The sequence below is a fragment of the Roseovarius halophilus (ex Wu et al. 2025) genome (genome assembly GCF_047086965.1).
Genome location: NZ_JBKOTX010000024.1, coordinates 34862 through 47510 on the forward strand (window position 1 = coordinate 34862; position 12649 = coordinate 47510).

The following is a 12649-nucleotide window of genomic DNA, read 5'->3' on the forward strand; positions in this document are numbered from 1 at the left end:
GCCCAAAAAGAAGGCGGCCGGGCCTCTGGCGCAGGCATCGGCACGCGCCTATCCTGACCATATGACCAGCCCCCGATTCATCCACCTGCGCACCCATACCGAATATTCGCTGCTGGAAGGCGCGGTGCCGGTGAAAAAGCTACCGGGCCTCGCCGCCGCCGCCGGAATGCCCGCCGTGGCCGTCACCGATACCGACAACATGTTCTGCGCGCTGGAGTTTTCCGAGACCGCCGCCAAGGCCGGCATCCAGCCCATCATCGGCTGCCAGGTGGACCTGCGCCATATCGATCCCGAGCCGGGCAAGCGCGCCGAGGCGCCCGCGCCGCTGGTTCTGCTGGCCCAGTCGGAACGGGGTTACGAGCATCTGATGAAGCTCAACACCTGCCTTTACCTGCGCGGCGACGGGGCGCTGGCCCATGTCACGCTGGAGGAACTGGCCCGACATTCCGAGGACGTGATCTGCCTGACGGGCGGGCCGGACGGGCCGGTGGGGCGGCTGTTGCGCGCAGGACAGCGCCCGGCGGCCGAGGCGCTGATGCAAAGGCTGGCGGCGATGTTCGGTGACAGGCTCTATGTGGAATTGCAGCGCCATCCGGGCGAGGGCGGCCTGCCCGAGGCCGAGCGGTTGACCGAGCGGGGCCATGTCGAGATGGCCTATGCCATGGGGCTGCCGCTGGTGGCCACCAATGATGTCTACTTTCCCAAGCCCGAGATCTACGAGGCCCATGATGCGCTGATCTGCATCGCGGAAGGCGCCTATGTGGACCAGAACGAGCCCCGCCGCCGCCTGACGCCGCAACATTATTTCAAGTCGCAGGACGAGATGGCGACGCTTTTCGCCGACCTGCCCGAGGCGCTGGAGAACACCGTCGAGATCGCGCGCCGCTGCGCCTTTCGCGCCTATACGCGCGACCCGATCCTGCCGCGCTTTGCCGACGACGAAGTGCAGGAGTTGCGCCACCAGGCCAACGCGGGGCTTCAGGCGCGGCTGGCGGTCATTCCGCACGCGGCCAGCGTCGAAGACTATCAGGCGCGGCTCGATTTCGAACTGGACATCATCGAGGGCATGGGCTTTCCCGGCTACTTTCTGATCGTGGCCGATTTCATCAAGTGGTCGAAAGAGCAGAACATCCCCGTCGGGCCGGGCCGGGGCTCGGGCGCGGGCAGCCTGGTGGCCTATGCCCTGACCATCACCGACCTGGACCCGCTGCGCTATTCGCTGCTGTTCGAACGGTTCCTGAACCCCGACCGCGTCTCGATGCCCGACTTCGACATCGACTTCTGCATGGACCGGCGCGAGGAAACCATTCGCTACGTCCAGGAGAAATACGGCCGCGACAAGGTCGGGCAGATCATCACTTTCGGCGCGCTGCTGTCCAAGGCCGCGGTGCGCGACGTGGGCCGGGTGCTGCAGATGCCCTACGGGCAGGTCGACAAGCTGTCCAAGATGATCCCGGTGGAAGGGGTAAAGCCGGTCAGCATCGAGAAGGCCCTAGCCGACGAGCCGCGCCTGCGCGAGGCCGCCAAGGAGGAAGAGGTCGTCGATCGGCTGCTGACCTATGGCCAGCAGGTCGAGGGGCTGCTGCGCAATGCCTCGACCCATGCCGCCGGGGTGGTGATCGGCGACCGCCCGCTGGACGAGCTGGTGCCGCTCTACCAGGATCCGCGCTCGGACATGCCCGCCACCCAGTTCAACATGAAATGGGTGGAACAGGCGGGTCTGGTGAAGTTCGACTTTCTGGGCCTCAAGACCCTGACGGTGATCCAGAACGCGGTGGACCTGATCCTGAAAACCGGCCGCCCGCTGCAAGTGGCCGCCGATGGCGCGCAACTGTACCAGCCCGAGCCGGGCACCGAGAACCAGATCAACGCCATCCCGCTGGAAGATGCGAAGTCCTACGCGCTTTACGCTGCGGCCAAGACCGTGGCCGTGTTCCAGGTGGAAAGCTCGGGCATGATGGATGCGCTGCGGCGCATGAAACCCGATTGCATCGAGGACATCATCGCGCTGGTCGCGCTCTACCGGCCCGGCCCGATGGAGAACATCCCCAAGTTCTGCGAGGTCAAGAACGGTCAGTCCGAGCGGGATTTCCTGCACCCCTCCATCGACCATATCCTCGACGAGACCCAGGGCATCATCGTTTACCAGGAACAGGTGATGCAGATCGCCCAGGAAATGGCGGGCTACAGCCTCGGCGGTGCCGACCTGCTGCGCCGCGCCATGGGCAAGAAAATTCAAGAGGCCATGGACGCCGAACGCCCCAAGTTCATCGCGGGGGCCAAGGCCAACGGCGTGGACGAGAAAAAGGCGGTCGAGGTCTGGAACCTGCTCGACAAGTTCGCCAACTACGGCTTCAACAAATCGCACGCGGCGGCCTATGCGGTGGTCAGCTACCAGACGGCCTGGCTCAAGGCGAACCACCCGGTGGAATTCATGGCCGGGGTCATGAACTGCGACATCCACCTGACCGACAAGCTGGGCGTCTATTTCCAGGAAGTGAAGAAGGGCCTCGGCCTGCCCTGGGCCGCGCCCTGCGTGAACCGCTCCGAGGCCATGTTCGACGTGCAGGACGGCACCCTGATCTACGGGCTGGGCGCGCTCAAGAACGTGGGCGTCGAGGCCATGAAGCTGATCGTCGCGGGGCGGCAGGAGGCTGGCCGCGACAAGCCCTTTGCCACGCTGTTCGATTTCGCCCGCCGGGTGGACCTCAAGCGCATCGGCAAGCGCCCGCTGGAGATGCTGGCCCGGTCCGGCGCCTTCGACGTGCTGGACCCGAACCGACGTCGGGTTTTCGAAAGCCTGGAGGCGCTGATGGGCTATTCCGCTGCCGTCCAGGATCAGAAATCGTCAAGCCAGGTCTCGCTTTTCGGCGAGGCGGGCGACGACCTGCCCGAGCCGCGCCTTTCGGGGGTGCAGGACTGGCTGCCCGCCGAACGGCTGGCCGAGGAATTCAAGGCCGTGGGCTTTTACCTGTCGGGCCATCCGCTGGACGACTACATGCCGGCCCTGCGCCGCCAGAAGGTCATGACCCTGGACGAGGTCACTGACCGGGCCGAGCGCAGCCCCCATGTGGCCCGGATGGCCGGCACCGTCTCGGGGCGGCAGGAACGCAAGTCGGCGCGCGGCAATCGCTTTGCCTTCGTGCAACTGTCGGACCCGACGGGCAGCTACGAGGTCACGATGTTCTCGGACACGCTGGAGGCGTCGCGCGATTTTCTCGAGACCGGCGCCCGGGTCGTCGTCACCGTCGAGGCCACGCTGGAGGCCGATCAGCTGAAACTTCTGGGCCGCAGCGTCGCGCCCATCGACACGGCGGTGGCCGATGCCGGGGCCTCGGGGCTGCGGGTTTTCCTGGCCGAGGATGAGCCGCTCTCGGCCATCGCCACGATCCTGGAGGACGCAAAGTCCAACGGGGGCCGGGGCGCGCGCGGGCCGATCACCTTCACGGTGGACACCCGCAGCGCGGCCGGCGAAGTCGACATCGACCTGCCTGGCGAGTTTCCCGTGACCCCGCAGATCAAGGGCGCCCTGCGTTCGCTGCCCGGCGTGATCGAGGTGCAAGAGGTTTGAGCGCTACCAGTGCGGCGGTTTCTGATCGGCCAGCGGCACGCCATCGCCGCTGTCATGGTCGCGCTGGGCCTCGCGCTCCATCAACATGGCGACGCGGCGGGTCAGCTTGTCGATCTCGCCCTCTTGCCGGGCGATGACGTCTGACAGGTCATCCACCGTGCGCAGCAGGTGGGCGACCTTCTCTTCAAGGGCGGTGCGGTCTTCCATCCTTGTGACATAGGCGTGAAACCACGCGCTTGCCAAGCCCCATCCGTTGCGCCCCGGCGCGGGCCGGGTTAAACGCGCGCCGAGACGTGATGCGCAAGGACCCCAGCATGGCCAAGCAGAAGAAACCCCCGCGCCCCAGGGCGGTGACGCCCAAGGGGTTCCGCGACTATTTCGGCGCCGAGGTCGAGGGCCGCGCCGAGATGCTGCGCCGGATCGCCGGGGTCTACCATCGCTACGGCTTCGAGGCGCTGGAAAGCGCGGCGGTCGAGACGGTGGAGGCGCTGGGCAAGTTCCTGCCGGATGTGGACCGCCCCAACGAGGGCGTCTTCGCCTGGCAAGAGGCCGAAGTGCCCGGCGGCGGGGGCGGCGACTGGCTGGCGCTGCGCTATGACCTGACGGCGCCCTTGGCCCGCGTCTATGCCCAGCACCGCAACGAGCTGCCGACGCCCTATCGCCGCTACGCCATGGGGCCGGTCTGGCGCAACGAAAAGCCGGGGCCGGGGCGGTTCCGGCAGTTCTATCAATGCGATGCGGATACGGTGGGCTCGGGCTCCGTCGCCGCCGACGTCGAAATCTGCGCCATGCTGGCCGACACGCTGGAGGCGGTGGGGATCGCGCGAGGGGATTACGTGGTGCGGGTGAACAACCGCAAGGTTCTGAACGGGGTGCTGGAGGCCATGGGCCTTGGCGACGACGCGGCCCGCAGCGCCGCAGCAATGCGCACCATAGACAAGTTCGACAAGGTCGGCGAGGCCGGGGTGCGGGAGCTTCTGGGCAAGGGACGGTTGGACGCCTCTGGGGCCTACATCGATGGGGTTGGGCTGAGCGATGAGCAGGCGGCACCTGTATTGGCCTTCCTGACCTCCAAGGGGTCGGACAATGCCGCCACGCTCGACAATTTGCGGTCTGCGGTCGGTGGGGCCCAGATAGGCAAGGCCGGTGTTGAGGAATTGTCGCAGATTGCCGACCTCCTTGCCGCCGCCGGCTACGGCCCCGACCGCATCGTCATCGATCCTTCCGTCGTGCGCGGCCTCGGCTACTACACCGGCCCGGTCTTCGAGGCCGAGCTGACCTTCGAGACTACCGACGAAAAGGGCCGCCCGCGCCAGTTCGGCAGCGTGGCCGGTGGCGGGCGCTATGATGATCTGGTCAAGCGCTTCACCGGGCAGGAAGTGCCCGCCACGGGCGTCTCCATCGGGGTGGATCGGCTGCTGGCCGCGCTGCACGCCAAGGGACAGATGCAGGGCGACAGTCACGGCCCCGTCGTCGTCACCGTCATGGACCGCGACCGCATGGCCGATTACCAGGCCATGGCGGGCGAGTTGCGGCGGGCGGGCATCCGGGCCGAGGTCTACCTCGGCAACCCGAAAAGCTTCGGCAATCAGCTCAAGTACGCGGACAAGCGCCAGTCTCCTGTCGCCATCATCGAGGGCGCGGACGAAAAGGCCAATGGCATCGTCCAGATCAAGGACCTGGTGCTGGGGGCCAAGATCGCCGAGACGGCCAGCGTCGAGGAATGGAAAGACCGGCCCAGCCAGGTCGCGGTGCCGCGCGATCAGATGGTTGCGAAAGTGCAAGACATCCTGACGGGGCACGGCCAGTGACACGCTCTGCCTATCGTGCCGAGGGCCGCGTGATCGGCGAGCGCTGCCTTGCCGCCCTGCGCGCCGCGGGCGCCGCGCCCGTGGACGCCGATATCCTGCAACCGGCCAGCGTACTGCTGGACCTCTACGGCGAGGATATCCGTAGCCGCGCCTATGTCACCGCCGACCCGCTGCGCGGCGAGTTGATGCTGCGCCCGGATTTCACCGTGCCCATCGTGCGCCGCCACATGGAAAACGGGGCCGAGCCCGCGCGCTATACCTACCTCGGTGCGGTCTTCCGCCAGCAGGAGGTCGACGAGGCCCGCGCGACCGAGTCCCTGCAGGTGGGTTACGAGCTGTTCGACCGCGACGCGACGCGCGCCGATGCCGAGGTCTTTGCGACCATCGCGGGGCTTTTGGCCGATGCGCCCCTGCGCGCGGCCACCGGTGACATCGGCATCCTGCGGGCCGCCGTGCTGGGGCTGAACACGACCGACCGGCGCAAGGCGGCGCTGCTGCGGCACCTCTGGCGGCCGCGCCGGTTCCGGCAGTTGCTGGATCGGTTCGGCGGCCGCACCCCGGTGCCGCCCGCCCGCGCCGCGCTGCTGGCACAGGCCGATCCCATGGCCGACCTGCCCCCCGTCATGGGGCTGCGCAGCGCCGAGGAGATCGCCTTTCGCGTCGAAGCCCTCAGGCAAGACGCCTCCGCCGACCCGATTTCTGCCACCGAACTCGAACTGATCGACGCGCTTCTGGCCCTTTCCGAGACCTGCCCCAACGTGCTGGTCGCCCTGCGCGACCTCTCGGTGGACATGCCTGCCATTGGCACGGCGGTTGACGGGCTTTCGGCGCGCCTGGATGCGCTGGCCGCGCGCGGCGTGGACGTCGCCGCCCTGCCCTTCGAGGGCAGCTACGGCCGCACCTCGATGGAATATTACGACGGCTTCGTCTTCGGCTTTTACGCCGAAAGCCGCCCCGACCTGCCACCCATTGCCACGGGCGGGCGCTATGACGCGCTGACGGCTGTCCTGGGTGGCGGCGCGGGGGTTCCGGCCGTGGGTGGCGTGATCCGCCCCGAACTGCTGGCCGAACTGGAGGCGGAGGCATGACGCTGAAACTGGGCGTGCCGTCCAAGGGGCGGCTGATGGAAAAGACCTTCGACTGGTTCGCCGACCGTGGCGTGATCCTGCGCAAGTCGGGGGATGACCGCGAATACGCCGGGTCGGTCGAGGGGATCACGGGTATCGAACTGGTGCTGCTCTCGGCAGGCGAGATCCCGCGCGACCTGGCCGCGGGCCGGGTTCACCTCGGGGTGACCGGCTCGGACCTTGTGCGCGAGAAGCTGGCGGGCTGGGACGGGCGCGTGCGGGAACTGGCGCAGATGGGCTTTGGCGGGGCGGACCTCGTGATCGCCGTGCCGCAGGCCTGGATCGACGTGGACAGGCTCGATGACCTGGACGCGGTGGCGGCGGCCTTTCGCGCCGCCCATGGCCAAAGGCTGCGCATCGCCACCAAGTATCACCGGCTGGTGCGCGAGTTCCTGCGCCAGCATGGCGTGGCCGACTATCAGCTGGTCGACAGCCAGGGCGCGACCGAGGGGACGATCCGCAACGAGACCGCCGAGGCCATCGCCGACATCACCTCGACCGGGGAAACCCTGCGCGCGAACGGTTTGAAGATCCTGTCGGACGGGCTGATCCATTCCAGCCAGGCGACGCTTTTCCGGGGCCGCCGCCGGGGCTGGACCGAGGACCAGCGTGCCACGCTGAAGGCACTGGAGGCGCGGCTGGGGCTTTAGCGTGGCAGGATTTTCCGGAAAACTCTGATCCCCGCTCAGAACACTCCGATTTCCGCCAGTGCGGCGCTCAGGTCCGGGGGCAGGTCGTCTTCCTCGGCGCGGCCCTCGGGCAGGTCGCGCGGGGCATCCTCGGGCTTGAGGTAGCGCCAGCCCTGAAAGGGGCGTTTCGGGGCCGGGGCGACGCGGATGATCTCGGGGTCCAGCACGACGGCGCAGCGGCGGATGCCGTCGCCGCCCTCGACCGCGTCCAGCCGCAGGATGCGCTGACGGCACTGGATCACCCGCTTGACCACCCAGTAGATCGACCCGCCCTGCAACAGCTCGGCCTCGCGCTTGGGCCACATGCGGGTGATGTGGCGCGGATAGCCGTCTGCCGTCTGCGCGCGCTTTTGGGATTGCCAGCGTGCCATGCTTTCGACAGTTTCGCTGCCCACCGAGAGTTTTTGCAGATGCAGTTTTGCCGTCATGGACGCCACCCCAGATGTTCGCTTGATGTTCACATAGCGCGCTATATTTGGTAGTGTAGTGTGCAGTGCCCGATTCTGCCACCCGCTGCCCATCGCCACCTTCTGGAGGGACCATGACCCGTTTCGCCGCGCCCATCGCCGAACAGATCTGGGATATGAAATATCGCCTGAAAGAGGCTGACGGCTCTCCCATCGACGCCACGGTCGAGGACAGCTGGGACCGGATCGCGCGGGCGCTCGCCGCGGTCGAGGACACTCCGGCAGAGTGGGAGCCGAAATTCCGCGCGGCGCTGGACGATTTCCGGTTCCTGCCCGCGGGGCGGATCACGGCCGGGGCGGGCACGGATCGCAGCGTCACCATGTTCAACTGCTTCGTCATGGGCACGATCCCCGATACCATGGCCGGTATCTTCGACAGCCTGAAAGAGGCCGCCCTGACCATGCAGCAGGGCGGCGGGATCGGCTATGATTTCAGCACGATCCGCCCGCGCGGCACGGTGGTCAAGGGCGTGGCCGCCGATGCCTCGGGCCCGTTGTCCTTCATGGATGTCTGGGATGCGATGTGCCGCACCATCATGTCCGCGGGCAGCCGCCGGGGCGCCATGATGGCGACCATGCGCTGCGATCACCCGGATATCGAGGATTTCATCACCGCCAAGTCCGACGCCGCCCGGCTGCGCATGTTCAACATGTCCGTGCTGGTGACCGATGCCTTCATGGAGGCGGTCAAGGCGGGCCAGGCCTGGGACCTGCTCTGGGACGGCGCGGTGGTGCGCACCGTCAAGGCGCGTGAGCTTTGGGACAAGATCATGCAGTCGACCTATGACCAGGCCGAACCGGGCGTGATCTTCATCGACCGCATCAACCAGATGAACAATCTCAATTACTGCGAGACCATCGCGGCCACCAATCCCTGCGGTGAGCAGCCCCTGCCGCCCTATGGGGCCTGCCTGCTCGGCTCGATCAACCTGGCACGGCTGGTGACGGGGGCCTTCGAGGACGGTGCGGGCATAGACGACGACGAGCTGGGCGACCTGGTCGCCACCGCCGTGCGGATGATGGACAATGTCGTCGATGCCAGCCGCTTCCCGCTGGAGGCCCAGGCGCAGGAGGCCCACGGCAAGCGCAGGATTGGGCTGGGGGTCACGGGGTTGGCCGATGCGCTGCTGATGTGCGGGCTGCGCTATGGCTCGGACGCGGCGGCGCGTCAGACCAAACGCTGGTTGCATGCCATCGCCCGGGCCGCCTACCGCGCCTCGGTGCAATTGGCCAAGGAAAAGGGCGCCTTCCCGCTGTTCGAGGCCGAAGGGTACCTGGCCAGCGGCGCCATGCAGCAGATGGACGCGGATCTGCGCGACGAGATCGCCGAACACGGCATCCGTAACGCGCTGCTCACCTCGGTCGCGCCCACGGGCACGATCAGCCTCTATGCCGGGAATGTGTCAAGCGGGATCGAGCCGGTCTTCGCCTACAGCTATACCCGCAAGGTGCTGCAGAAGGATGGCAGCCGCACCGAGGAGGAGGTCGTCGATTACGCCGTCCAGATGTATCGTGAGAAGTTCGGCGAAGACGCCGCGCTGCCCGATCATTTCGTCAATGCCCAGACCCTTGCGCCGATGGACCATGTGCGCATGCAGGCGGCGGCGCAGAAATGGGTGGACAGTTCCATCTCCAAGACGATCAACGTGCCCGAGGATATCTCTTTCGAGGCCTTCAAGGGTGTCTACATACAAGCCTGGGATACCGGCTGCAAGGGGTGCACGACCTACCGGCCCAACGAGGTGACCGGGTCCGTCTTGTCCGTGGACGAGGACAAGAAGACCGCGGACAAGTCCGAGGTGCTGGCCGATGCGAATGCCGGTGACGTGATCCACATGACCGAGCCGCTGGACCGGCCGCAGGAGCTTGAAGGCGCGACCTACAAGCTGAAATGGCCCGACAGCGAACATGCGATCTACATCACAATCAACGACATCCACCACAACGGGCAGCTGCGGCCCTTCGAGGTCTTCATCAACTCCAAGAACATGGAGCATTTCGCCTGGACGGTCGCGCTGACCCGGATGATCTCGGCGGTGTTCCGGCGCGGCGGCGACGTGTCTTTCGTTGTCGAGGAATTGAAAGCCGTCTTCGATCCGCGCGGCGGCGCCTGGATGCGCGGCCGCTATGTGCCCTCGATCCTGGCCGCCATCGGCGGAGTGATCGAAAAGCACATGATCTCGATCGGCTTCCTGGCGGGCGAAGGTCTGGGATTGAAGACAGATCCCCGGGCCGAGGTCGTCCCCATGAAGCCCAAGACGACCTGTTCGTCCTGCGGCAGCTACGACATGCGCATGATCGAAGGCTGCATGACCTGCGCCGCCTGTGGCTATTCTCGCTGCGGGTAGTGTGGGTGTCTTTGCAACACCGAGAGAAACCATAATAGTGCGCAGACGAAACCGTAAGTCTGCGCAGGGGGTGTCAAGGGGTTTTTGGATAAGCTTGGCTCGACCGCATGCTCTGCTTTGTTAGATTCAACTATCGGAACTGGGCCTGTGCCGGAGCAGACTGGGGGCCATGCCGTTGAAAAGACCGGGACCTTCTCGTCACAATTTCTCAGGGGCGCAGGAAGCTGACCATGACGCCGCCCGCAATACAGATAGAATGGGGCTGATAGGCATTATTTGTTGGGGCCGTCACGAACGTCGCCTATGCGCAGGTAGCGCCCTTTGCAAAGTCGAGGGTTTGCTTAAGTGGATTTTAAATATCTCGCTTCCTTTGAGATGCTTAGCCATTGCTGTGCTCCGCTTAATGGACATCGAGCTCCCTGTTCTTGTCCCCGTTTCGGAACCAAAACACTTAGGGAATCTCTGAAAACCTTACGAGACCCTACTCCTTTTTCGGGTTTCAATTTATGCTTTTTGCTTATGGTATAGAGGCTTATAATATTCAGCGATGGAAAACGAAAGCGATGCCGAAACTGGTAACCCGGACAGCGAAGTCTCGTTGACAAAGATCACGGGTCGGGAAAAAAGCCTTGTTCCGGTTTCGCCGGCTGTGCCGGCTCGTGATGCCGGGAGGCGGTCGAAACGCATCGCTGGACTGCTGGCCATTGCCGCAAGCCTGATCGCGGCAGGCGTGCTTTGGCTCGCCCTTGGTAGCGGGCTCGGCCCGCCGTCGGTACCAATACAAACACTCGTGGCCGGGCCCGTCACCCGCGTTGTTGCGGTGACTGGGCGCACCGCCGCCGAGACCCAGGTCAACATCACAGCTGCGGTCAGCGCGCGGGTGGAGGCGGTACCGGTCGCCGAGGGGGATCAGGTGGCCGCAGACGATCTGCTTGTGACGCTTGACGACAGCCGCCAGCGGCTTGTGGTGCGCCAAGCGCTGTCCTCGCTTGATGCCGCGATTCTGACAAGGCAGGCAGCGCGGGCGGATGCGGACCGCGCAGCAGCCCTCGGTGCGAGCATCCCCGCCACGGAACGCGAGGACGCCGACCGGGCACTGCAGCGCGCCGAAAACGAGGTCGAGCGGCTGACCGCGGCATTGGAGCAGGCACAAATCCGCTTGCCTGATTTTCGGATCACAGCGCCTTTTGCGGGAACGATCCTGACCCGGTCGGTAGATGCCGGCGATATGGTCACCCCTGCAAAGGTGTTGATGCGTCTCGCCGATCTGGACCCTATTCATGTGGAGGTCGAGGTCGATGAGACCTACGCCGCCGTACTGCGCACCGGGCAGAGCGTGGATCTGCAACTGACCGGGCGCGAGGATATCCTTGCCGGGCAGGTCGCGTTTATCGCAGACGAGGTTGATCCTGTCACCGGCAGCGTGCGCCTGAAAGTCGAGTTTGACATGCCGCCTGAGGCTCCGACCGGATTGACCACTGTTGCGAATATCCGGGTGGCGCGCGTTACCGACGCGATTACGGTCCCTCGGACAGCGCTGCTGGAGGATGCAAAAAATGGCCCGGCGGTGTTTGTACTGCGAAACAGGCGCGCGGTCAGAACACCCATTGAGATCATTGACTGGCCCGAAGACCGCGTACAGGTGACAGAGGGCCTTGCCGAAGGCGCAACGATCATCCTGGCACCTGAGGGCATTTCAGATGGCGATCGCGTGACCCCACCAGGCGACGGGACAGGCCGATAAATGCCCTACGCATTCAAGATTGCACTGCGGCATCTGACGGCCAATATCAGCCAGACGGCATTGCTGGCGTCCGGTGTCGCCATGGCGGTGTTCATTTTCATCTTCATGAGCGCGCTGATTGGCGGGCTGGCAGACCTGCTGGTCAACCGGACGCTTGGAAACCTCGCCCATGTGACCGTCGAGGCCGCCGAGGCCGACCTGCCCCTGCTTGTCCCGGATGAGGACATCACTGCTCTGATCGCGCGACAGCCCTCCACCCGCCGCGAGACCGGGATCCTCGACGCTGGCGCGTTTCGTGAGGTGATCGGGACGCTTCCCGGCGTATCTGATGCTACATTGCAAGTGGACGGCGGTGGAGTGCTTATCCGGGGTGAGAGGGTTCAGCGCGTCTCAGTCACCGGGTTGGAACCTGACCGACTGAACTCGATCATCCGGTTTGACCGTGCCATGGAGGCCGGCACGGCACGTCTGACCGGCGACACCCTGATGATTGGGGCGACACTGGCTGACGATATGGGCCTGTCGGTGGGGCGAACCGTCGTGCTTCGGGGCGACACCGGGAACAGCGTTACTCTGACGGTCGGCGGCGTGTTCCGGATCGGAGCAGGCCAGATCGACGGGGCTTCGGCCTTCATCGACGTCAGGACCGCCCGCGCGCTCTACGAGAGCCCGAACGCGGTCTCGCGCATCGCGATTCGGCTGGAGGATTTCAATACGGCAGAGCGCACCGCAGCGCGCATCGAGACCACGACCGGGCTGAATGCGACCCCTTGGACCGAGACCTCGGAGCAACTGTACGTCGTCAGATAATTTGGGACGCTTGATCGGCTTTCGGATTGGAGGCTCTGGCTCACCGTGGGTTGATCTTATGCGGTTTCAGTTTCGTGGCGCA

9 protein-coding genes are annotated in these 12649 nt (G+C 65.5%); 7 read left to right on the forward strand and 2 right to left on the reverse strand.

The features are described 5' to 3' along the window. The first annotated feature begins 61 nt into the window (after positions 1–61). Positions 62–3571, forward strand: coding sequence for a DNA polymerase III subunit alpha (dnaE, locus tag ACH107_RS07190; RefSeq protein ID WP_412505253.1), 3510 nt, complete (start codon positions 62–64; stop codon positions 3569–3571). A 3-nt stretch (positions 3572–3574) separates the two neighbouring features. Here the strand turns inward: dnaE and ACH107_RS07195 are convergent, their stop codons facing one another. Next, positions 3575–3778, reverse strand: a complete 204-nt coding sequence (locus ACH107_RS07195) for a SlyX family protein (protein WP_310691273.1) — start codon at positions 3776–3778, stop codon at positions 3575–3577. Positions 3779–3885: 107 nt separating this feature from the next. Between ACH107_RS07195 and hisS the strand changes: the two genes are divergently transcribed. From hisS to hisG, 3 genes are read left to right on the forward strand one after another with little or no spacing between them, the layout of a single operon-like run. After that, positions 3886–5382 carry a histidine--tRNA ligase gene (hisS, locus tag ACH107_RS07200; protein WP_310691274.1) on the forward strand — a complete coding sequence of 499 codons (1497 nt, stop codon included), beginning with the start codon at positions 3886–3888 and terminating at the stop codon, positions 5380–5382. Further along, entirely contained in the window at positions 5379–6470 is a 1092-nt protein-coding gene (locus tag ACH107_RS07205) for an ATP phosphoribosyltransferase regulatory subunit (RefSeq protein WP_310691275.1), read from the forward strand. Before hisS ends, ACH107_RS07205 begins: the two co-directional genes overlap by 4 nt. Beyond that, positions 6467–7159: an ATP phosphoribosyltransferase gene (hisG, locus tag ACH107_RS07210; RefSeq protein ID WP_310691276.1), complete on the forward strand. Its 693-nt coding sequence runs from the start codon at positions 6467–6469 to the stop codon at positions 7157–7159. Before ACH107_RS07205 ends, hisG begins: the two co-directional genes overlap by 4 nt. A 35-nt stretch (positions 7160–7194) precedes the next feature. Here hisG and ACH107_RS07215 read toward each other — a convergent pair whose 3' ends face one another. Continuing rightward, positions 7195–7626 (reverse strand): DUF1489 domain-containing protein, encoded by a 432-nt coding sequence (locus tag ACH107_RS07215; protein WP_310691277.1) that lies wholly within the window; start codon positions 7624–7626, stop codon positions 7195–7197. Positions 7627–7739: 113 nt separating this feature from the next. On the opposite strand from ACH107_RS07215, the gene ACH107_RS07220 reads away from it, so the two are divergent. The 3 genes from ACH107_RS07220 to ACH107_RS07230 all read left to right on the forward strand — a co-directional run bounded on the left by ACH107_RS07220 (position 7740) and on the right by ACH107_RS07230 (position 12567). Then, entirely contained in the window at positions 7740–10013 is a 2274-nt protein-coding gene (locus ACH107_RS07220; RefSeq protein WP_412505250.1) for an adenosylcobalamin-dependent ribonucleoside-diphosphate reductase, read from the forward strand. A gap of 547 nt (positions 10014–10560) precedes the next feature. After that, positions 10561–11757, forward strand: a complete 1197-nt coding sequence (locus tag ACH107_RS07225) for an efflux RND transporter periplasmic adaptor subunit (RefSeq protein ID WP_412505251.1) — start codon at positions 10561–10563, stop codon at positions 11755–11757. After that, the gene (locus ACH107_RS07230) at positions 11758–12567 is read left to right on the forward strand and encodes an ABC transporter permease (protein ID WP_412505252.1); all 810 of its coding nucleotides are present in this window, start codon (positions 11758–11760) and stop codon (positions 12565–12567) included. Positions 12568–12649 lie beyond the last annotated feature (82 nt).